The 20202-nt window shown below is 58.7% G+C and carries 22 protein-coding genes and 4 pseudogenes; 14 read left to right on the top strand and 12 right to left on the bottom strand.

All coding sequences use genetic code 11. From position 1 onward, the window contains the following. Window positions 1-41: 41 nt before the first annotated feature. Window positions 42-662: a dihydrofolate reductase family protein gene (locus B9A95_RS01035; protein ID WP_084045119.1), complete on the bottom strand. Its 621-nt coding sequence runs from the start codon at window positions 660-662 to the stop codon at window positions 42-44. A gap of 566 nt (window positions 663-1228) precedes the next feature. Between B9A95_RS01035 and B9A95_RS01030 the strand changes: the two genes are divergently transcribed. The 10 genes and pseudogenes from B9A95_RS01030 (at window position 1229) to B9A95_RS33070 (ending at window position 6372) form a co-directional block, all read left to right on the top strand. Beyond that, window positions 1229-2362: a cytochrome P450 gene (locus B9A95_RS01030; protein ID WP_139806348.1), complete on the top strand. Its 1134-nt coding sequence runs from the start codon at window positions 1229-1231 to the stop codon at window positions 2360-2362. A 67-nt stretch (window positions 2363-2429) separates the two neighbouring features. After that, the gene (locus tag B9A95_RS01025) at window positions 2430-2642 is read left to right on the top strand and encodes a hypothetical protein (protein ID WP_084045117.1); all 213 of its coding nucleotides are present in this window, start codon (window positions 2430-2432) and stop codon (window positions 2640-2642) included. A 59-nt stretch (window positions 2643-2701) separates the two neighbouring features. Continuing rightward, window positions 2702-2878 carry a transposase gene (locus B9A95_RS01020; protein WP_084045116.1) on the top strand — a complete coding sequence of 59 codons (177 nt, stop codon included), beginning with the start codon at window positions 2702-2704 and terminating at the stop codon, window positions 2876-2878. Beyond that, window positions 2875-3009 carry a hypothetical protein gene (locus tag B9A95_RS36000; protein WP_281255790.1) on the top strand — a complete coding sequence of 45 codons (135 nt, stop codon included), beginning with the start codon at window positions 2875-2877 and terminating at the stop codon, window positions 3007-3009. The genes B9A95_RS01020 and B9A95_RS36000 overlap by 4 nt, the downstream gene beginning before the upstream one ends. An 81-nt stretch (window positions 3010-3090) precedes the next feature. After that, on the top strand, window positions 3091-3363 hold the full coding sequence (locus B9A95_RS36665; protein ID WP_084045115.1) for an IS3 family transposase: 273 nt from the start codon (window positions 3091-3093) through the stop codon (window positions 3361-3363). A gap of 24 nt (window positions 3364-3387) precedes the next feature. Next, window positions 3388-3648, top strand: a pseudogene (locus B9A95_RS01010) (transposase); the annotation flags it as partial. Between the two features lie 3 nt (window positions 3649-3651). Then, the gene (locus tag B9A95_RS01005) at window positions 3652-3939 is read left to right on the top strand and encodes an integrase core domain-containing protein (protein ID WP_084045113.1); all 288 of its coding nucleotides are present in this window, start codon (window positions 3652-3654) and stop codon (window positions 3937-3939) included. Window positions 3940-4043: 104 nt separating this feature from the next. Then, window positions 4044-4616: a hypothetical protein gene (locus B9A95_RS31320; RefSeq protein WP_139806346.1), complete on the top strand. Its 573-nt coding sequence runs from the start codon at window positions 4044-4046 to the stop codon at window positions 4614-4616. 186 nt (window positions 4617-4802) lie between these two features. Further along, on the top strand, window positions 4803-4988 hold the full coding sequence (locus tag B9A95_RS33075) for a hypothetical protein (RefSeq protein WP_170928359.1): 186 nt from the start codon (window positions 4803-4805) through the stop codon (window positions 4986-4988). Between the two features lie 544 nt (window positions 4989-5532). After that, complete coding sequence (locus B9A95_RS33070; protein ID WP_170928358.1) at window positions 5533-6372, top strand: class I SAM-dependent methyltransferase; 840 nt, start codon at window positions 5533-5535, stop codon at window positions 6370-6372. Window positions 6373-8107: 1735 nt separating this feature from the next. Here B9A95_RS33070 and B9A95_RS31315 read toward each other — a convergent pair. The 3 genes from B9A95_RS31315 to B9A95_RS00985 form a co-directional block, all read right to left on the bottom strand. Continuing rightward, complete coding sequence (locus B9A95_RS31315) at window positions 8108-8410, bottom strand: hypothetical protein (RefSeq protein WP_139806344.1); 303 nt, start codon at window positions 8408-8410, stop codon at window positions 8108-8110. A gap of 685 nt (window positions 8411-9095) precedes the next feature. Further along, the gene (locus B9A95_RS00990) at window positions 9096-9797 is read right to left on the bottom strand and encodes a B3/B4 domain-containing protein (RefSeq protein WP_084045111.1); all 702 of its coding nucleotides are present in this window, start codon (window positions 9795-9797) and stop codon (window positions 9096-9098) included. Window positions 9798-9946: 149 nt separating this feature from the next. Then, complete coding sequence (locus B9A95_RS00985) at window positions 9947-10345, bottom strand: GNAT family N-acetyltransferase (RefSeq protein ID WP_245808091.1); 399 nt, start codon at window positions 10343-10345, stop codon at window positions 9947-9949. A gap of 153 nt (window positions 10346-10498) precedes the next feature. Here B9A95_RS00985 and B9A95_RS00980 point away from each other — a divergent pair. From B9A95_RS00980 to B9A95_RS00970, 3 genes and pseudogenes are all read left to right on the top strand, one after another. Next, a pseudogene (locus tag B9A95_RS00980) lies at window positions 10499-10714 on the top strand (sugar phosphate nucleotidyltransferase); the annotation flags it as partial. A gap of 91 nt (window positions 10715-10805) precedes the next feature. Further along, window positions 10806-11627 (top strand): SDR family NAD(P)-dependent oxidoreductase, encoded by an 822-nt coding sequence (locus tag B9A95_RS00975; protein ID WP_084045110.1) that lies wholly within the window; start codon window positions 10806-10808, stop codon window positions 11625-11627. Then, entirely contained in the window at window positions 11624-12745 is a 1122-nt protein-coding gene (locus B9A95_RS00970; RefSeq protein ID WP_084045109.1) for an NAD(P)/FAD-dependent oxidoreductase, read from the top strand. The genes B9A95_RS00975 and B9A95_RS00970 overlap by 4 nt, the downstream gene beginning before the upstream one ends. A gap of 11 nt (window positions 12746-12756) precedes the next feature. On the opposite strand, the gene B9A95_RS36660 is transcribed toward B9A95_RS00970, so the two are convergent. From B9A95_RS36660 to tnpC, 8 genes and pseudogenes are all read right to left on the bottom strand, one after another. Then, window positions 12757-12972: a hypothetical protein gene (locus tag B9A95_RS36660; RefSeq protein WP_425429901.1), complete on the bottom strand. Its 216-nt coding sequence runs from the start codon at window positions 12970-12972 to the stop codon at window positions 12757-12759. A 115-nt stretch (window positions 12973-13087) separates the two neighbouring features. Continuing rightward, window positions 13088-13210 (bottom strand): annotated as a pseudogene (locus B9A95_RS36655) (hypothetical protein); the annotation flags it as partial. Window positions 13211-13216: 6 nt separating this feature from the next. After that, window positions 13217-13531, bottom strand: a complete 315-nt coding sequence (locus B9A95_RS00960) for a transposase family protein (protein ID WP_170928357.1) — start codon at window positions 13529-13531, stop codon at window positions 13217-13219. A gap of 829 nt (window positions 13532-14360) precedes the next feature. Then, window positions 14361-14804, bottom strand: a complete 444-nt coding sequence (locus tag B9A95_RS00950; protein WP_084045262.1) for a response regulator — start codon at window positions 14802-14804, stop codon at window positions 14361-14363. A gap of 259 nt (window positions 14805-15063) precedes the next feature. Further along, on the bottom strand, window positions 15064-16008 hold the full coding sequence (locus B9A95_RS00945) for an IS110 family RNA-guided transposase (protein WP_245808076.1): 945 nt from the start codon (window positions 16006-16008) through the stop codon (window positions 15064-15066). Between the two features lie 122 nt (window positions 16009-16130). Further along, window positions 16131-16526: pseudogene (locus tag B9A95_RS36650) on the bottom strand (DUF952 domain-containing protein); the annotation flags it as partial. Window positions 16527-16753: 227 nt separating this feature from the next. Beyond that, window positions 16754-17392 carry a hypothetical protein gene (locus B9A95_RS31310; RefSeq protein WP_139806341.1) on the bottom strand — a complete coding sequence of 213 codons (639 nt, stop codon included), beginning with the start codon at window positions 17390-17392 and terminating at the stop codon, window positions 16754-16756. A 26-nt stretch (window positions 17393-17418) separates the two neighbouring features. Further along, window positions 17419-18789, bottom strand: a complete 1371-nt coding sequence (gene tnpC, locus B9A95_RS00935; protein WP_084045105.1) for an IS66 family transposase — start codon at window positions 18787-18789, stop codon at window positions 17419-17421. Window positions 18790-19453: 664 nt separating this feature from the next. Between tnpC and B9A95_RS00925 the strand changes: the two genes are divergently transcribed. Beyond that, window positions 19454-20140 carry a hypothetical protein gene (locus B9A95_RS00925; RefSeq protein ID WP_084045103.1) on the top strand — a complete coding sequence of 229 codons (687 nt, stop codon included), beginning with the start codon at window positions 19454-19456 and terminating at the stop codon, window positions 20138-20140. Window positions 20141-20202: the final 62 nt, after the last annotated feature.

Raw genomic sequence — 20202 nt, 5'->3', positions numbered from 1 at the left:
GGGTAACGACTGAACAGGTGCCAGAACCTGGTCCCAAGTAGTTACGCTGGGTACCGACTCACTTGATAACACGCCAGTATATTCCCTGAGCCCTGCCAAGTCCGCGTTTCAATAAGTTTCAAGGATACCGGGGGACGTCCCACAAACAGAGGAGTGCCTCCACCAGAAATCAGAGGGAAAGTCATGAGGTGAAGCTCATCAACCAAATCATGAGCCATTAAATGGTTCCAAAGTGCGCGTCCGGCAAATATAAAAATATCACGACCCGTCTCTTGTTTTAACACCGCAACTTCTCTCACCGCGTCATCAATTTTAATGATACGCGTATTGTCATCCCAAGGCGTCAACTCCTCCTGTGCAAGATGATCCGAGACAACAATCTTGTTCATTTTTCGCTGGAGCTCAGCCATCTCGAGCCGAATTGCTGTAGAATTTGGATTACCTGGTACGCTTGTCCAATATTTCATATTGTCCAAGAAGTTGGTCCTACCGCTTAGGATAAGCGTGTCTGCAGCACGCATCCGTTCTGCCATGAAGTGGTCGAAATTCTGATCTCCGACGTAATCCGGATGAAAGTAATCGAAAATCGCATTCAGATCTCGGTTCTTTCCTTCATAGTATCCATCGAGAGTGACAAGATTACCGACAATGAGTTTGCGCATGAAACCCCTCCTTTACAAATGACAGACATTCGATACCAGAAGTTGGGCCTAAGGATTTCACTGCGGAAGATGCTGGCGAGACCCTGACAGATGTTCATACTCTGCTTGTGAAGAGTTGAAGTATAGCTGCGAATGCGGCAAAAGTTCATGCCATCCTCAACCTTGTTCCTTTTCCTCTGCCCCCGGTACCGGGCACGGCGTTCGCGCTGCTCCTTCGCGTGGAGCTGAAAACGAAGTGGGGGAAGTTGCGGGGCAGCCGGCCCGCGGAGCACGCACTGCTCCGCTCGTACGGGCTCACGCCGCTGCTCTTGCGCCCGACTGAGGCGGCCTTGCCCTTGGTGGTGGAAGGACGCTGGCCCAGACGCGCGGTGCGAGATCATCTGAAGGAACCGAATGACGCAACAGGAGGGACCAATTCTTGAGAAACGTGCGGACGGCCAGGCCGTCTGTACGGAGGGTTCGCCGCCATGACGGACTCTATGCGCACTCCGGACAGGGCCGTCGGATGCTTTTTTCGTGCCCACACGGCACAAATGGGGATATCGGCTGTCGTTATGCTGCCGACCATGACCCTCGGCGCGCCCAGCTTCTCCCTCCTGGATCCCTATCCCTGGTATGCCGTGATGCGTGAGCGGTCACCCGTCGTCCATGACGCTCGCTCCGGCATGTGGATGGTTTTCGACTATCCAGGCGTGCAGCGCGTCTTGTCCGACTGGAAGGGCTTTTCCTCGCAGCGGGGCCGCCCTCGTGGAGGGGACGCTGAGCACGCCCTGTCGTCCAGCATCATTTCCACTGACCCGCCGCGTCACCGGCAACTCCGCGCTCTGGTCGAGCAGGCCTTTACACCAAGGCAGGTGCGTGCGCTCGAACCCCGCATTGCCGAACTGGTGGACGAACTTCTTACCCCCGTCGAGAAGAAGGGAACGATGGACTTCGTCCTTGATTTCGCCTCTCCCCTGCCCGTGATCGTGATTGCGGAGATCCTGGGGATTCCCGCCTCGGACCGGGACGCGTTCAAACGCTGGTCAGACGCAGTCGTGACGGGCGACCGGAGTGGCAGCCGTGAAATGGGCGCCTATTTCGGAGAGCTCGTCGAGCGGCGGCGGCACGCACCTGGCGATGACCTGATCTCCGGACTGATTGAGGCCCAGGTAGAAGGTGAGCAGCTCAACGTGCAGGAATTGCTGGGCTTTTGCATGCTCTTGCTGGTGGCCGGGAACGAGACGACGACCAACCTGCTCGCGAACACCCTGCTCTGCTGGCAGGATGCCCCCGAAGCCCATGAGGTCGTCTTGGCCGACCGCGGCCTGCTGCCGAACAGCATTGAGGAGTCCCTCCGCTTCCGGCCCCCCGTGCAGTCCATGTTCCGCACGGCTGCGCAGGATGTGGAACTGGGCGGACAGGTGATCCCGGGCGGAGCTCCTGTCCTGGCGTGGATCGGGGCCGCCAACCGAGATGAGGCGCAGTTCGAGCATGCAGCCGCCTTTGACCCATCGCGGACTCCTAACCGGCACCTGGCTTTCGGGAATGGCATTCACTTCTGTCTTGGCGCTCCGCTCGCCCGGTTAGAGGCAAGTGTGGCGCTGGGCGCTGTGCTGGACCGTCTCCCGAACCTTCGGACCGTTCCTGGTACAGCGCTGGAGCCCATTCCCAGTCAGATCGTCTCTGGTGTGAAGCACTTGCCCGTCACATTCGGTTGAACACCGGCTCTTCCACATGGAGCAGTGTCTCTTTGGAAAAGCGCGTATTCAGTTAGGGACTGCTTGCGTGGTGCAGGGACAGATGGTAGAGCACACCAATGGCTGGGGGGACCGCGAGCTGTCCGAGCGCACGCGCATCTCCAGCCACTTCACCCAGTTCAACCGCCGGGAAGCTCTGACGAGACCCTGGGCATGGAGCGTGGAACAGGCATTCACGGGTCTGGGCACGACGGTACCCATGGCCCAGGCCCGGGCAGGAGACCTGGTGCTCAGCCGGTAACTGGCCTTGCCAGGGTTTTGTGGAGGGAAAGTTCAGTCTGATTCAGACTGGAGCGAGATATGACGACCCCTCGGCAGAACTACACCGCTGAATTCAAGCAGGAGGCCGTGCGGCTGGTCGAAGTCGCGGGCAAAAGTTGTGCCCAAATCGCCCGCGACCTCGGCGTCCCTCCCCACTACGTCGCGCGCTGGAAAAAGCGGCAGGAGGTGCAGAAGGCTGTGGGACGCCCGTATTGACGGGGCGTGGCTTCCCTGCGCGTTCTGAACAGGAAGAACGGATCAAGCATCTGGAGCGTGAACTGGAGATTGCCCGTCAGGAGTGGGATGTGTTGAAAAAAGCCGTGGCCTTCTTCGCCAAACAAAGCTGATCTTCGCCTTCGTTCAGCAGTACCAGGAAGAGTTTCCGGTGGAGCTGATGTGTCAGGTGCTGGAGGTCGGTGTGAGCGGGTATTACGCAGACGCGGGGAAGGCCAGAGCGTGTCAGAGCGCGAAAAGACCGCGCCCAGACCGAGAAGATCAAGGCGAGTCATCAGCGAAGCCGAGGGACTTACGGAACCCCGAGAATTCAAGCGGATCTCGCAGATGAGGGAGAGCGGGTGAGCCGACAGCGGATCGGGCGACCGATGAAGGCAGCGGACCCTGAGATCCGCTGCAAGCGGCCGTTTCGCGTGACGACCAAGGCCTCATCGGCTCACCCAACCGCAGAAAATCTGCTGAACTGAGAGTTCAGTGCCGACCGGCCGAACCGGAAGTGGGTCACGGACATCACCTCTCTGCCGACGACGGAGGGCTGGCTGTATCTGGCCACGGTCATGGACCTGTTCTCCAGAAAAATTGTCGGCTGGGCGATGAGCGAACGTCTTCACACGCCGCTGGTCACCGCGGCGCTGAACATGGCTTGGCAGCGACGGCAGCCCGAGACCGGGCTGCTCCACCACTCCGACCGAGGCAGCCAATACAGCAGTGAGGTCTACCGACAAGCCCTGGAGCGCCTGGAGGCGGTTTAGAGCATGAGCAGCAAAGGGCAGTGTTGGGATAACGCCGTGCAGGAACGCTTTTTCTCAACCCTCAAGGTTGAACTCGACCTGCGCCAGGCACCCGGGACGTGTGCCCAAACCCGCAGTGACGTGTTCGCGTGGATCGAGGTGTTTTACAACCGGCAACGTCGCCATTCGTCGCCCTGCTGCCGTTCCCCGGTGGCCTTTGAGGAACAAACCACCCATCTGAACTACGCCTCCACTAAACCCTTGCAACTTCATCCTCAGGTTGCCGGAGTAGGACAGGGACATCTTGCTTGACCCCGCCCTGGCTTTGGCCAGCGGCGGAAGGGGGGCTTTTTGCGCTTTATTCGTCAACTCAGATCTGTCACTGGTATGTCACTCTCATTCTGAGAAGGTAAGTCATGGTTCGTTTTGAGCATTCTCTATTTGGTGCCCTGCTGATTACTGCCTGCAGCCCCGCTCCCCTTCCCTCTGGGGCCGAAATCAGTGGGCAATTGGAGCTTCCCGGGCCTTGGCCTGACGCTGTTAGCTTTATTCCCATCGAAATCTTGCCTCAGGCCCGAACCCCCGTTGCTGCGGATGGTACGTTCAGATTGCCCCTACCGGCCGCCATGCCTCCAGATGGCACCATATACGGCGATCCTACCTGCGAAGGAATGGTGCTGCAGCGTAACCCTCAGGCAGCGTTCGCTACCCTGCCAACTGATCGACTGAATATCTGGAGGCAGGGACATCCCTCCGGTACAGTCACAACGCGGAAGATTCAATCCGGCGTAGTGAAGACCTACCAGTACGTCTATGCAACGGCAGCGACAACAGTCCACGGCGTACAAACGTGTGGTGGAAGTCAAGAAACCTTTGAATTGGACTACGATTTGGGCTGGAATCTGGTGGAGTGGATTAATATTGGTGGGCGGCAGTTCGAGTTTACAAGTGTGCCAAATCAGCGCCTGATCTGGCGGTCCATCCATTGATTTTTCTGGGTACAGCCTTGCTGACAGATGTACATCAAACTGCCTCATGCAGAGCCAGTCGCTAAAGTTACCCTCTGCCCATACACCTCGCTGACCTGACCGATGTGACGATCGCCGGGGCAGTTGCACACCGCGTCCCAGGAGGACCGCCGCCTGGTCCCATCTGACCCGGACGAGGAGGAACGATTGGCCCTTGCGGATGACTTCGGCTGCCACGAGGAAGCCACAGCCGAGGCGTGGGAGGCTTGGCAGAGCGTGCTGGAGGGGCACGACATGGGGGACGCCGAGTTCTGGCTGCGCCTACCTGGCCGTAGTGGTGCGGGAAGCGTCCTGTGGGACGGCCCGAATCTTTGGGCTACGCGAGCATATTGAGCGTCAGGACCTGACTGCCTTCGAGGCAGCGAGCGCAGCTGTAGAGCTGATGGCGCTCGGGCTGGGCAGCAGTGCTGAGGACATTGGCTCGCGTTCGACCTGCCGCAACAGCGCTGCACCCGGAATCGAAGCAGCTCTACAGGAGGCCCTCAGCGTACTGGGCCGCGGCCTCACCCGGCTGAGCTTCACGAAGCACTACCTGACACTCCTTGACCTTCCCGAACACCTGCGGGAAGCGGTCCGGCGGAAAGCATCCTTGAGGTCCGGTTGCTGCGGCGGGCAACACCGGAGCAGCAGGCGACGTGACTGCCCCAGATTGAGGCACTTCTCCAAACTAGGCCCACGTTCCGTGGAGACGGGAAAGCCCTTTTCAAGTTCCACGTGGACACTTCGGCAGGTGAGCCACAAGTGGGGAACACCGTGGTTTGGGCAGGGGGTGACTGCGAGATCACGGGCACCCACCAACTGGTGGGAGACGCTGCTGACCGTCCATAGGACCCGTCGAACCATGTGTATTCCGCTACATTCGGCTGAGGAGGCGCACATGACAGAACCGGCCAGTATTCCCGTTGAAGCCATGCAGATGTACACGGAGGGCGTGGAAGCCGCGCGCCTCTCCAGTGGCCACAACCAGTTGGAACACCTGAGGGTCCAGGAACTTATGCTGCGGTTCCTGCCACCCACACCTGCTCACGTCCTCGATATTGGTGGTGGTCCGGGTGCACATGCTCTTTGGTTGGCCCAGCATGGATACGTTGTTGACCTGCTGGACGTCGTTCCTTTGCATGTAGAGCAAGCCCACGCTGCATCACAGCTTCAAACTGAGGCACCCCTGAATAGTGCTGTTGTGGGAGATGCCTGCGCCCTGCCTTTTGCTACGGGCAGTGCAGATGCCGTGCTGCTGTTTGGGCCTCTCTACCATCTCACCCAGCGCACAGACCGTTTGAAGGCCTTAAGCGAGGCGCACCGTGTTCTGCGAGCTGGTGGTGTTCTGCTGGCGATGAATGTTAATCGCTTTGCATCCACCTTCGATGGCTTGTTCGGGGGTATGTACGCCGATCCAGACTTCGTGGCGATGGCGAACCAGGACCTTGTGGACGGTCAGCACCGTCCGCCACCAGGGAAGCCGTACTTCACGACGACCTTCTTCCACCATCCGTTTGAGCTTCGAGACGAATTGTTGGAAGCAGGCTTTGCTGTCAGTGCTCTGCTGGGTGTTGAAGGGCCTGGATGGACGATGCGTGACTTTGACGAGGCCTGGGCAGATCCGGAGCGGCGTGGATGGCTGCTTCAAGTGGCTCAACGCCTTGAGGCAGAGGTGACACTGTTAGGAGCCAGTGCACATGTGATGGCGATCGCCACTTCCAACCCGAGGTGCATCTGAAAAATCTCACGGTAAACCGTTGGCCAAACGGCGGACCATCACCTCGTAGATAGGGTGTTCTGCGGTCTCCGGGAGAGCCTCGTAATCCTCTACCATGCGCCTTGATTTCCAGGGCCCCGCAAAGGTCCGCTCCACAACCCAGAGCCGGTTTGAACACCACGAATCCAGTGGGCACCTCCACGCGTCGTGAGGGGGCGTCTTTTGGTGCCCAGGTACTTTGCCAGGACGATTCACGATTTCCAGCGGCCAGCCCAGAAACGTTCCCCATTCTCCCGCCAGTTTTCCGGTGTATCCCGCAACTGCCCACGGGTGCTTCATCCGGGGAAAGACGTTCGCCGCTCCCCGCAGGAGAAGGACCACGCCCCCACGGGGAAGGAGGTCCGCTTCACGCACCTTGATACACATGACGGGTCAGGGCTTGTCCACAAGCAGATCACGCCTGCGTCCATTGACCTTTTTGCCACTGTCGTATCCGCGTGGTCCACCCGCCTTGTTGGTTTTGGCCGATTGGCTGTCAATACTCCCAGCGTCCTTGTTGCATCACGTCCTTCTCGCGCCCGGACCAACGCAGTTTGATGTGAAACGCTTCCCAGACGTCTTGTCGCCTCCACATCCTGTGAGAGTGCATAGATCGTTTGCCAAGGGGCAGATCGTGAGGCCGTACCCTACCGGACGACGGCTCCCGCGTAGGGCAGAGAAGATGCAGTCCAGAATTTCCTGCAAAGACCACTTGCGGGGACGACCAACAAGAAATTCAGGAGGGGTCAGCGGAGCGAGGACGTTTGGGGAGGTGATGCCCACGTTCTGCGCGTACCACCTCCGCCCCATCATCCCGGAAAACCCACGCCAGCACGCTATTCAGATGCACTTTCGCTGTACTTCGGGGAATATTCACAGGCCACGCAAAAACTGTCATGGACGTGAATCAGTCTTGTAGACCTGAGTTCTCAAGGGCGAACGGTGCTGGTTTGAATCCCTGACTCTGGGCTTCACGGTTGGCGCCGTGACCCCATTCCTTCGCCAGTTCGAAGGGCAGCCGCTCCTTCCCTTTTCCAGACCACATCACGAAGCGGTTTCAATATTGTAGGAGTTCGTAAATGCTGTGCCAGACATCAAATTCACACTCCCCTATATTTTCCTGAAGTACCTTTGGAGCCGCTTTGACAGCAAGACCCGAAGGGCCCATGGTGCGGTGGCCAGGCCACCCGGCAAGTCATGGACGGTCACTGCTGGGGAGGGCGGACCGGTGCGCTGCTGATCGCCTGGGACGCGGCTCAGTGTCAGCGGGACTTGTGCCGGGTCTCCCCTACCTACCGGGGGCACGTGGAATTTGGGGAGAAATGCTGTGACGTATAACAAGCGCCGAGCGCGCATGGCTGAGCTGTTGTCCAGAGAAGATCGGGCGGCCCTGCTGGAGCACATGCGTCTCTGGATGGCCGCGGGCTACAGCGGTAGTCCTCAGAACAGGAAGCTGCATGGGCCCATCACCAGAGCATTTATCCCAATTACAACATGAGCGGAAGGGTACCCCTCACGGTGCATTCCCATCAATGCTCATTCAAGTACGCTTGCTCTACTCGGTCAAAAAGAAGCCTTCTTTGTGACCAATGCTCCAGGACATGACCGACGCACCTGCTGCTTGAGGCGTTGAAGCGGGAGTAACCCAAACGCGAAAAGGCCCCACCCTGAGAACTGACAAGGATGGGGTTTCTCGCTGGTGCATGGTGCCCGTTCGTCAGAGGAGGACGTGGACTACTTCTCGTTCCGCAGTGGAAACTGTGCCTGAATTCTCCAGAAGCGCACGAAGCTCTGCACGTCGTTGCTGTCCCTTCTCGGTGATGACGTAGCTCCCCGCCGCTCCAAGTGAACGGGCGACCAGTCGCTCGGACTGGGCAAATCGGACAGCAACTCCCGCTGTTTTTAGGTTGACGTGCTGAGGAAGGAATGTCAGCCAGACATTGAGGCGAATGTGGCCGTCGGGCATAACGGCAATCAGATGATCAAGGGCCCGGAACTCACCCGGGGATTTCCGTGTCACGTTAAGAAGTTTAACATTTCTTGATTTTCAAATATGTCACAGGATCAGGTGGAGTTTAACCGGTAGTGGTCTGTGGATTCCCCGAATGGCAGAGGCAGAAGCCGCGCTGAAGAGTGCCAAAACGTTCCTCTCTCACGGGGCAAGGAGGGGTCTGGGATCAGGCAGCGCGAGAGCGTTGATTTACACCGCACCAGGCTCATGGCCCGGTGGGCATTGGCCAGGAGCCGGATGGATGGGGTCTCATGGCGCAGACCCCATCCGTAGGCTGCTCAACCACGCTTCTGCCTGTGGCTTCCAGCAGTAAACGGTCCAGTTGGACCCCATGTTCCAGGACAATCCCTTTGGGAGGGGTGAGCCTCATCTGCGCTTCTACGCTGGAGCCCCGCTCATCCACGGTGGGTTGCACGCCGGCAGCCTTTGGCGCACGCTGACAGCCGAACAAGTGGAGCGCCTGGCGGGATAGAGGGCAGAAAAACCTACCGCACAACCCACTCCAGCGAGTGCGCTCCACATCAGGTCAGCGGACCTCGGTACAGCCTCACCCGTGCCCAGGGCCAGAAGCACGAACAGCCCCAGCGCGACAACGCGCGTGACAGGATCACGCTTCGTGGCGATTCCACCGCTGCTGGCAGCCGCTCCGAAGGCTGCAGCAGCCGGCACGCCGCCAGCACAGTACTCAGGTCAGTCACCCAGCAGACCCCAGGTGCACCCGTGTGATCCGGCAGCCGGGGGATAGCTCTGCCAACAGCGCTTCTAGTACATCTCCCGCCCGTTCCAACTCCTCAGCGGTCATGGGCGGCAGCGCGTCGAAGAGGAAGTACGCCTCCTGGGTGCCTTCTGTGAGCCGGGTGCGGGTGCCCTGCCGCCAGTTCCAGGCCCGGCACGTCACCCCTGCTTCATCAGCCCACACCACTTCGCCGGGCGCAGGGTAATCGGTAAAGGGCGCGCCGTCCTTGTTTGTCTCGAACGGTTCTGTACCGTCTGCAACTCTCAAGGTCACCGGTCTCACGACGTGGGCCAAGTCCTCACCACCGCAGGGAATGGCAAAGCGCACGCTGACTGCGTTGTAGGCGTCCGCGAGTCGATTAATGGCGGGCAGTTGTCCACCTTTGAGCACGCGCGCGATCAAGGCCTCGGCGGAGTTCATCGTGCGCTTGGGCTTGACGCCAAACGCCCGAAACGCTTCTTGCCAGGCAGCGAGGTGTGGGTGCTCGGCAGGGGGCATGGTGGCGAACATTTGCCGGGCGTGCTCTTCGGCTTTCCGCAGCAGGGCGAGGCTGCGCGCGTCACTCGGTCCGTTCGTCAGGCCAGAGGCCAACAGGACGAGGCCACGGTAGGTGGGGAAGCGTTCAGCAACAGCTGGACTGATGTGAAACAGATCGTTCAAGAGAAGTCCTCCAGAGGGAACAAGAAAGATGTCATGCGGCGCAGCGTTCAGGCGGTGCCAGTTGCCGTTGGTCTGTTGGAGTCAGCTAGAGCAGTCAAGGCCGGGCCACTCAGGCTGTAATCCACCCATACCGGATTTGCCTGTGCGCCCTAGCGCTCATAGAAGCGCTGCCCAGAGGTATTCCAATCGGCGACGGTCCGGCGGACGGAACCACAACCGCGCGCGGTAGCGTTGCGAGCAGCCCCGCGCATAAGGTGTTCCCCGACGTGCTGCCCACGGGCCTCCTCGGTCACGTACAATTCTCTGATGTACAACGTGGGGCGGGCCGTCGCGGTGAAGGAAACAAAGTAGTACACCAACATCCCTACGAGGGTTTCGTCCACTTCTGCAACGGGAGCATGAAAGTCCGGTGGATCTTTGCGGAAGCCCTGCTCGCGCAACACGTCCTCGTCCACGGCAAACACGCCGAGGTAGTGTTCGAACTCAGCAAGGGCACGCATCAGGGGCAGCAGTTGTGGAGTGTCCTGCTCTGTGGCCAGACGGATCATTGGAGACACACACTCATCCTGGCGGGGAATTGGCATGGAAAAAAGGTCCAATTGAGGAAGAAAATGGTGGACCACTTATCTCCTCGGTCAGAGGATGTAACCGTATTGCCAAAGGGGAGATCACATGAAGCCCCGTGTCCTGGGTATGGTTCCGCCGTGCCGTTCGGCTCGAAATACCGCATCATCGACTTTGCCATCAACAACTTCATCAACGCAGGCGTATTTTCGGTCTAGGTGTTGACGCATTGCAGGGTCCAGAGCCTGACCGAACACATCCAACGCGGATGGCGCTTCGGCACCTTCCTCCAGGACCACTTCGTCACGCTGGTGCCCGCGCAGATGTACCAGAACCTCCACCTGATCGACAACCAACCCGTCCATTTTCAACCCCACGTGTCCGGCCCGCCCAGGCGTTGGCCGCGCCGCTGGTTCATCCCTGCATAAGATCCAAGGAGAACGTATGACGAACAGTGTTTCTCACCGCTTTGACGGCCGCGTGGTTCTGGTGACTGGCGCTGCTGGCGGGATCGGCCGCGCGGTGGCAGAGCGTTTCGCACGGGAAGGCGCCCAGGTGGCCGTCAACGACTTGAAAGAAGACGCGGTCCAGGCGGTGGTTGACAGCATCACCGCGGCTGGTGGCCACGCCCTGGCCGTGCCGGCCGACGTCTCGGACACCGCGCAGGTAGAGGCCATGTTCACGCACGTCGAGACGACGCTTGGGTATGTGGACGTGCTGTACAACAACGCCGGGTTGATCGACACCTCGCGGCACTTCCTGGACGCCGACGAAGCGTGGTGGGACCGGATCATCCAGGTGAATCTGAAAAGCGTGTTCCTGTGCTCCCACCGGGCAGCCCGAATCATGGCGCGGCGGCGCAGGGGCGTCATCATCAGCACATCGTCCGGCGGGGCGACCCGCGCCCACCGTGGAAACGTCGCCTACGACGCGACGAAGGGAGGGATCGAAGCCATGACGCGCGCCATGGCCCTGGATCTGGCACCCTACGGCATCCGGGTGAATGGAGTGGTCCCCGGCTTCATCAACACCTATGGCCTGACCGAAGAGCAGCTCAGGATGCGGGAGAAGACCGTGCCGCTGGGCCGCTACGGTGTGGCTGAGGATATGACGGGGGCCGCGTTGTTCCTGGCGTCGGATGACGCAGCGTACGTGACGGGACAGTTCGTATCCGTGGACGGCGGCGTACTGGTACAGCAGCGCTCAGCGAACGTGGACACGTTTCCCGTGGAGGGCTTCCCGGTGGTCGAGGCAGACCTCGCATGACGACCGCGTCGGGGGACGTGGCGGTCATCGGAGCAGGGATTGTCGGGGCAGCTTGCGCGTGGCGACTCACTGAGCGAGGTTTGAAGGTCGTGGTGCTCGAGCAGGGCAGTCCAGGGGGCGGGTCAACCGGGAAGAGCGCTGCGGGTGTTCGCGCGCAGTTCACCTCGGCAACCAACATCCTCCTGTCCAAGCACAGCATTGAGGAGTACGCCAGCATGCCGGAGGCCGGATACCACCCGGGCGGCTACCTGATGCTGGTGCCTGAGGCGCAGTGGCCCGCCCATCAACTCGCCATTGATCTCCAGCACCGGTTGGGCGTGCCCACAGAGCGACTCACTCCAGATGAAGCTCAGAAGCACGCCGGGTTTCTGCCAGACGGCCTCGGCGGCTGCACTTTCTGCAGCACAGATGGTTCCGTGGATGCCCACGGATTGACGATGGCGTACGTCAACCGGGCGCGGCAGGCGGGTGCGCGGTTTCTCCTGGACACCCAGGTCACCCGGATCCAGCGCTCCGGCGAAGTCTGGCAGCTCACCACGCCCACTGGAACAGTAGAAGCCCCACTGCTGGTCAACGCCAGCGGCGCCTGGGCCGGTGAGGTGGGTGCGTTGGCGGGGTTGGACATCCCCGTTCATCCCGCCCGGCGAATGGTCTTTACCACGGGACCGCTCAAGCTGCCACGGCCACTGCCGATGATCTTCGATCTGGCCAGCGGTGTATGGCTGCGCTCTGAAGGTGAACGCATCATTTTGGGCCGTGCCGACCCGGCGGATACGGGCTGGCGAGAGGGCATGGACTGGGACTGGTTGGAGCCCACGCTCGAAGCGGCCATGACGCGGTTTCCCTGGCTGGAAACGGCCTCACTGGATCGCCGGGCGAGCTGGTGGGGGTATTACGAGCTCACTCCGGATCACCAGCCCATCATGGGGCAAATGCCCGGCGTGGATGAATGGCTGAACGTGTGCGGATTTTCAGGGCACGGCGTTATGCAGGCGGCGGCCTCAGCCCGCGTCATCGCGCAGGAAGCCCTGGGGGAAACGCCATTCATCGACATCTCTCCGTTGCGGTACGAACGCTTCTCCCACATGCAGCATGACGTCACCGACATTCAAGTCTGAACGGTAACTGCTCAGCGGGGGCCTGGACTTAGCGCAGCAGGTGTAGGGGCATCTCCGACGACGCCTGCCCGAACTGCAAGAAATCGGTACACGCCCCGCTGGACGCGAAATCCCTTCATACGGCGAATGACGTGTTCGGCCCCCTGCCCGGTGTACGCGAGGACGCGATTTTCCAGACGTTGCTCCCTGGACAGAGGCGACGCGCGCGCCGCCTTGTGGGGTGTGATGGCGTGCCCATGACTTTTCCAGAGGCCTGGATACCCGGCATCTCCGAGGGGCAGCCGGACGAAACAACTTCAGGGCGTGGACCGCTCCTACACCCGCGGCTGTCCCCAGAATGCGCCCCGTCAGGGTACAGATCAGCACCTGAAGCTTCAGCGTGTGGCGCTTTTTCTTCTCCGCTATACCAGCGGCGCTGGGTTTTTTGGGTCGCCCACACGGGACCTCGGAGGCATCGACGGCCACGATGCTCTAGACGGTCAATGCCTCTCGAAGCGCGCGTTTCCGGGGCAGCCGGAACTGCTCGCTGGCGATGAGGGCTGGTTCAACCCGCTCCACCCTGCAGTGCACGGTGGCCTCACGCACGCCCCAGTCATCGCCAGGGTGTGCGAACGCCCGGTACCCGCGCCAGAATTCGAGGGTGAGCAACAATTGTTCGGCGACGCGGAGTACCGCTGGGCGGCCTGATTTCTCCTTCCGCCCCTCCCGTTCCGCCAGCACCGCTTCCATCTGTGCAAACGTCTCGGGATAGACCCCAGGCCGCCGCTTGAATTGCTTCCGATGCATCTTCAATGTGCGTGCCGGACGGTCTCGCTCCACCCTGCCAGCTTGGCCGATCACTTTCGCAGGAGGTCTACTCTCGCTGAGCTTAAAACGCATGTGCGCTGCACACCGCAGCCAGCAAGCGACGCACCAATCATACAGCCACCTATCAAAAAGCCGTCATGAATAAGCCTTTCGGCCCTTTATAAAATTGGTCTGGCTTTCAAACCTTGGGCTGCCGAGGTGGGCCAGCGGGGCTCTCACCCTGAAGCCGGGTATGTAAAGCAAGCCCAGAGCCCAGTAACAGGCCGCAAAGCAGGGCCGCCCCGGAACTTATCAGCACGTCCTGGCTGGGGTTAGAGAACGCTGGGCTGCGATTGGCACTCGCTATAGCCACCAGCTGGTTGAGGTCGATGATGTTTTTCGCCAACAGGAAGACGGTGGCGATCAGGACCAGAACGCCAAGGAACAACAGGACACGCTTGAGGTTATTGATAGTTAGGCCCTTCTGGTTGGGATGGGAGGTGCATTTGGCTTTTTCCTCTAACGATCGTGCCGTGCGTCACCGAGGACTGAAAACAGGACATACCGGCTGGATTGGTGGAGTCTTCCCAGTTATTCAAAGCGTGACGTATGGCTCATGTCGCCCTACTTTACTTCTGTGAAGAATCCCACCTAAATCCTTAGATATGAAGTAAGTACCAAGTTAGTGAGTGCCTTGCCATGGGTGAGCGGTTCCCCGAGCTCGGGGACGTCGAGAGTTAAGCGCATGAAGATGTGGCCCTATCCCTCCAAGAAAGGGTCCCACTTGCCAGCCAATAGGGTGGAGCACTTTTTCAAGGGCACGACTAGGTCAACGCTTTGGGGGAAGGAGACGTTCGGGCCAGTTCACCAAGCGACTGTTTCTCCAGAATGTGACGAACGCCTCAACCTGCTCGACGAACGTACCGAAGCTGGGCGACTTGACAACGTAGGAATTCGCCGACAGCGAGTAGGCCTGGTGAACATCTCTCTCTGTATTGGACGTGGTGAGCATAATAATGGGAATGAGACTCAATCGGGCATCCGCCTTGAGAGCTTTGAGGACGTCAAAACCATTCATGGTGGGCATGTTGATGTCCAACAGTATCACGTCTGGGAGGGTGGCCCCAGCCCGTTGAAGGACTTGAATGGCTGTCCTGCTTGACGAATAAGTCTGCACGAAAACAGGGTGCTCAAGTCCTTTAAAAGCTTCTTCAGCGAGGAGGAGGTCGGGCAGACTGTCGTCAATGATGGCGATGCGGAATAAGCGGATCATTTCTGCCACACCACCCATCATGCCTCTTCCCGAGGGGAGGCAATCAACTATTTTCTGCGCAACTGTTGCTCATTTCATCTCCTTCAAGTTTGTTGGTCACATCGGGACCCTGGCGTGACTACTCAGCAATTGTGTTGGTCGTCAAGGGAGTAAGGGCCGAGGGGATGAGCGGTGGTTGCACCGACACACAAAACGTGCCGGTACAACGCACGCCCACCCCCTCGGTTGAGAAGGAGGCAAGCGGTCATGGAGGCATGGGTTAGGCAGCGGATGGAGCATGCCACGGGGTCTGATCACGCACCATGGCATTGAGGTAGACGAGCAATTTGCGCATACATGCGACCAACGCGACCTTCTTCGGTTTGCCCTTCTGAATCAAATGATTAAACACTGTCTTCAAGGTTGGATTCCAACGTACAGCGGTCACAGCCGCCATATACAGCACTTGGCGCACCTCAGCGCGTCCACCCCAGATACAGCGGTGACCTCTTGATTTGTCACTGTCCCAGTTCAGAGGGGCGACCCCAACCAGGTTGGCAACTTTCTGCCTCGAGAGCGAGCCCAACTCCGGGAGTTGGGCGAGCAACGTCAGGGCCACGACCGGACCGACCCCCGGGGTTGAAGTCAACAGCGCGTATGTCCCCTGGAACTTCGGACTGTTCAGAATGGCCTCCTGGAGAGCCTGATCCAGCTGTTCTCGGCGCCCTTCGAGATACTGGATGACCTCTTGGACATCACGCTGTACATATGAATCCCGACTGCTGTGCAGTCGGTTGCGCTCCATGGTCAGGAGATCGACCATCTGACGACGACGGGCGAGCAACGCCTCAAGCGCACGTTGCGGGGCATCTCCGGGGACTTGGGCTTGGGGTTGCAGCGTCTGAGCGAACTTGGCCAAAAGCACGGCATCCATTCGGTCTGTTTTCGCATGCTTGCCCAACGCGCGACAGAAATGACGGACCTGCCGTGGATTCAAGACCGTCACGGCCAATCCAGCATCATGCAGGGCCAACATCGCAGCCTGTTCCAGGCCGCCGGTCGCTTCGAGGACGACCAGGTGGGGCTGAACTTCAGAAAGGCGAATCAGGAGTTCGGTGAGTCCAGCAGCGGTATTCTCTACGGCGAAGATTTCACCGCTGGGGAGCACGGCCACATCCAGGCGGGCTTTCGAGACATCAATGCCGACAAACATCTGTTCTGGCATACGCATCCACCTCCATCACGGTCAGGTGGGACAGGTTCCGGCCATCGCCAGGCTTGCTCATGCGAACTCCAGGGTTCAAGCAATTGTTCGGCGTCGAAGGCGGAACGGGTGTGACCCGGCGATCAAAGCTGAGTAACGGTCTTTTCGACCTCGCACGAAAGCGATCTGCCGAGTCTCAGTCCCGAATCCAACATACAAGCACGACCGTGAATGCCGTGCTGAGTAGTCACCTCAACGGGTAATTTGAATGTACCATCCGGCTGAGGTGGGAAATTTACAACTTGTACCACTGAGCTAGAATTGATATATCCATAGACGTGAGGAAGGAAATTTCCACTATTCTCATACTCTTCGTATTTCACCTCTGAATTAAGGAGGGACGGATCGATCATCAACACCACCAGGTTCGCCTGGCCACGGAAAATGGCATTTGCAACATTGATGAGTTGATCGTTGGTTGGCGTTGAACAGTGGATGAATTTTTGACTCTTAAGACTATCGTGTGCATAGTAACCCTGTTGTTCTGCTTGTTACCAAGCTTCTCGCGTAGTGATGTGGGCAATCATAGTATCCACCTGTATTATTTGGCATGAGGAAGAGAGACGAGGAAGAAAGACTTGATTCTATAACATGCTGGCCAGTTGCTCGGATTGAATCTATAGCCTAGTATTCTTTGTAGTAACGTATCTACTCAGCACGAAGTGGTTTGTTGTGTTGGGTAGATACTATTACCGAGAATTAATGGCTAAAGGCGGAGAGCCTCGACGTCAGGGTAGAGTCGGCAATGCGCTTCATACATGCGCTTGTAAAAGTCCTTACCTTTTTCCGTAGGAAAGACGTGATCTGCCCCTTGAAACTCCACGTAGCGTAACATCTCTAATGAAAGCCAGACTTCATTCCAATTGAAGCCTCCATAGTCTCCATCACCAACGTCCACTAGACCTTCAGGCGAAGACACGAGTTGAGCAAGTGCCTGCCATGTGACACGTCTGAGCGTTCCGATGGTGAGTGTCATATCCCTACTTAGCTCCCCAGCAATCTCTTGACCTGCTTCAGTAAGCTTTACACAAGACCATGGACCGCCTATGGCTATACCTTTGTAATTTTTAGTTAGAACCTTTATCTCTACCAAGTGTAAATCTGTTAACTTTCTCCAAGTGTTTTCTGTATACTCATCGAGGAGCCCCTGTTCGTAAAGGCGTATATCTAATGCCGAAGGATTGGGGCTTCCTGGCAAGGTATACCTCTGCCAAGACCAGACACTCTCTTCTTGTAAACGAAGCTGTTTCAATTTGGCCCTGTCTTGATATTCTTTTTCCGCTTTGTATTCCTCAAGCAGAGAGACGATATAAGATTTTTCTCTTAAATTTAGTTCTCGATTCATATATTATCCGGAGTACTTTAGGTTAATCACGAGAAATTAGGCATAATAATATCGCCACGAAAGATACTAACGAGACCGCGCCAGATACTCGTACCCTGCTTGTGAAGCGTCGATGTATAACTACGAATGCGGCAAAAATTCATGCTGCCCTTCGCTGAACGAAATCCTCCGGAGACTTTGCGCTTCACACAGGCCATCCGGATGTCCCGCTCCGCTTGATTGTTGTCAAACGGCACTTGTTGGTCATCAAGGAAGCGCAGGATCGCTTCACGGTGGCGCTGGCACCGCAGCGCCAAGTTGCGTCCCCGGGTTTGCTTCACCCGACCCCGTTGCTCAGGAATGGGTTCCGCTGGTGGATTCACGTCTAACCCCGCTTGCACCAACATGTCGAATCGGTCCAAGAATGCGGCTTTTCCCTCTGAGGTCAGCGTCCCTGCTTTGTGCTCGTGATAGACGAGCTGCATGGCGCTGCGTAGTTCTCCTGCCCAGATTTGTCCATGCTCCTCTGCCAGATGCCGCCATTCCCTTAGGAGATGAGCGTTGCACAGGGCATGCTGTGCAGGAAGCTGGAAATAGGTGCTCCAGGCGTCATGGACAACTGTGCCCTGAAATTGGGGGAGGACATCCATGTTCTTGAGCGCCGCATATCCTCGCTGCTCGTGATGCCCATACAACGTGAGCTGCTTGCAGCTCACCACATGCATCCAGGCCAGCTTCCCATTCACCTTGCTGCCGGTCTCATCTGCATGCAGGATAGGCGCATTCAACAGTGCGCTTTTGAGCTCGGTCTCAAAATCGGTCAGACGCTCAGCGGCGACATTGAGGCTCAGGGCAATGGTACCGTCACTGATTGTTGTGCCACAGACGGCTTCCAGAATGTTTGCCGTGCGTTTGAGCGGAACGAAATGCACTACGTTTAGGTAAACCGCCAATCCGTGGATGCAAGCACCGTACTGCACCTGACCAGGAACATGAGCTGGAAAAGAAGCCTGCTCGCGGTGGTGACACGTCGGACACACCTTAACCTGGGCACGGTACTCCACCGCATGCAGACGGATCTCGGGCAGGTCCAGAACCTGCCGCGCCAGTTCATCACTGACTGTGACTGTGTCCCAGGCCTGACCACACCCACAGTGCCCGGTCACAGGAAGAGTCACGACCTCGTCAGGGTGCTCGACCATCTTCAGCGTCTTCCCTTTGTGACCGGGTTGAGCGCCAGAAGACCGACCAGTCTTCTGGCGCTCACTCTTCGGTGTCCAAGGCTTGTCCTGGCTCGGAGGTTGGTGCGAAGTCGTGCTGTTCAGGCAGAGACGCGCTTTGATCTCCTGGAGTTCAGCGAGCACTTTGGCCAGCTGAGCTTCCAGTTTTTTGCAATTTGGGCAGGTGTCCTCGGAGATGCTCTTACTCTACCTGTTGACCCAAGTCCAGGTGCCCCGCTGAGCAGTCACACCCTGGCTTCACTTCGTGTCTTCTTTCAAGCTGCCGAGAGGTCCGCTCCTGATCGAGAAAGTGCGGGACATCGCGTGTGCTGGACCGAAGCACGTCGGCCTGGCCTTTCTGCACCTGGACGCTATAGGGCTGTCAATGATCATCATCCTGCTCAGCAGACCAGTGCGGAACTCACCGCCGCGCTGCAGAAGAAGCGCCCGTTCATCGCCAGGAAGGCCTTCTTGCTCAAGTTTCCAGAAGTCACTGTGCTCACCCCGCTGAAGAGCGGAGCACTGACTCACCCCGAGGATAGGTCGAGGAACGTCAGCGCCCCACCTCCGGTTGGCGTCTACCACAGGAGCGAAGTAAACAAGAATGCAAGCGGCGGAAACGCGCTCAGGATTCTCTGCGTCTACACGCCCGACTTGAGAACCTTTACCACCACTCCCGAACCAGCGTTCCTGCTCCCACCAGAAAAAGCCATCGGAAGCAAGGTCCTGATCTGCGGCCCCCGGCGCGACAAGCGGCCCATCCTCTGGGTCCAGTGGCCCGTCCGGCTGAACTCCAGCTCCGCACCACCGGGGCAGGCCCACGCCTGGCGGATGGAACCCGGCAGTTTGTACGCTGTGTCTCATGACGCCACCCGACTGGTTCCTTCAGCTGCTGGGCGGGGCGGCAATCCTCGCCCTGCTTATGATGCTGCGCCCGTTCGTCCGGATCCGGCGCCCCGTGGTCAGGCGGCACCCTGCACCTCCTCTCCTGCCCCGCACCGATGAAATGGAACAGCGGTGGCGCACCCATGTGCAGCGTGTCATGCGTCCTGGAGCGCTGCACGTCGCCTTCAATCGGCAGAGCGTCAGCATGGGGGATGACGCCGTGGAGCACTGGCGTCTGCTGATCTTCGACGGGGACCTGCCTCTGTCGACCCTACTGGAACGGCCGATTCACAACGTCCTGGCCTCCATCCAGGGAGGCCAGGCCACCTGGCTGTTGCAGGTCTACGAGTCTTTGGAGGAACCGGTTCACCAAGGTGACACCACTCCGGCCCGCCCCGGCCGGGTGCGGGTAACCGATGTGGCGGTTGTGGCACAGCAGTGGAGCGCCCCGCACCTGCTCTGCCCGGATTTCCCCATCTCCCGGATTGCCACAGGCACCCTGTATGCCCGGTATCTGGCACAACAGGATCCGGGCGAGGTGATCGCGGCGTACAGACCGGAATCCAGTCCCCGCGAAGAGGTCAGTTACACGTCCTACACGTACACGCCCGGGGCGGTGCCCCCGGAGAAGCGCACCATGATCCGCCTTCCACCACTGAGATGAGTGCCGGGAAGTTGATCACCGCGATGACTCCCACGAGTGCCTGTGCAGCACGTTCAAAGTTC

The sequence above is a fragment of the Deinococcus hopiensis KR-140 genome (assembly GCF_900176165.1).
GTDB classification, from domain to species: domain Bacteria; phylum Deinococcota; class Deinococci; order Deinococcales; family Deinococcaceae; genus Deinococcus; species Deinococcus hopiensis.
The sequence above is the reverse complement of the archived record's forward strand: the minus strand, read 5'-3'. Positions and strand labels throughout refer to the sequence as shown.

Coding starts and splice junctions, on each gene's coding strand:
- B9A95_RS01035 (WP_084045119.1), bottom strand. CDS start 662: ATGCGCAAACTCATTGTCGGTAATCTTGTCACTCTCGATGGATACTAT.
- B9A95_RS01030 (WP_139806348.1), top strand. CDS start 1,229: ATGACCCTCGGCGCGCCCAGCTTCTCCCTCCTGGATCCCTATCCCTGG.
- B9A95_RS01020 (WP_084045116.1), top strand. CDS start 2,702: ATGACGACCCCTCGGCAGAACTACACCGCTGAATTCAAGCAGGAGGCC.
- B9A95_RS01005 (WP_084045113.1), top strand. CDS start 3,652: ATGAGCAGCAAAGGGCAGTGTTGGGATAACGCCGTGCAGGAACGCTTT.
- B9A95_RS31320 (WP_139806346.1), top strand. CDS start 4,044: ATGGTTCGTTTTGAGCATTCTCTATTTGGTGCCCTGCTGATTACTGCC.
- B9A95_RS33070 (WP_170928358.1), top strand. CDS start 5,533: ATGACAGAACCGGCCAGTATTCCCGTTGAAGCCATGCAGATGTACACG.
- B9A95_RS00985 (WP_245808091.1), bottom strand. CDS start 10,345: ATGATCCGTCTGGCCACAGAGCAGGACACTCCACAACTGCTGCCCCTG.
- B9A95_RS00975 (WP_084045110.1), top strand. CDS start 10,806: ATGACGAACAGTGTTTCTCACCGCTTTGACGGCCGCGTGGTTCTGGTG.
- B9A95_RS00970 (WP_084045109.1), top strand. CDS start 11,624: ATGACGACCGCGTCGGGGGACGTGGCGGTCATCGGAGCAGGGATTGTC.
- B9A95_RS00960 (WP_170928357.1), bottom strand. CDS start 13,531: ATGCATCGGAAGCAATTCAAGCGGCGGCCTGGGGTCTATCCCGAGACG.
- B9A95_RS00950 (WP_084045262.1), bottom strand. CDS start 14,804: ATGATCCGCTTATTCCGCATCGCCATCATTGACGACAGTCTGCCCGAC.
- B9A95_RS00945 (WP_245808076.1), bottom strand. CDS start 16,008: ATGCCAGAACAGATGTTTGTCGGCATTGATGTCTCGAAAGCCCGCCTG.
- B9A95_RS31310 (WP_139806341.1), bottom strand. CDS start 17,392: ATGAATCGAGAACTAAATTTAAGAGAAAAATCTTATATCGTCTCTCTG.
- B9A95_RS00925 (WP_084045103.1), top strand. CDS start 19,454: ATGACGCCACCCGACTGGTTCCTTCAGCTGCTGGGCGGGGCGGCAATC.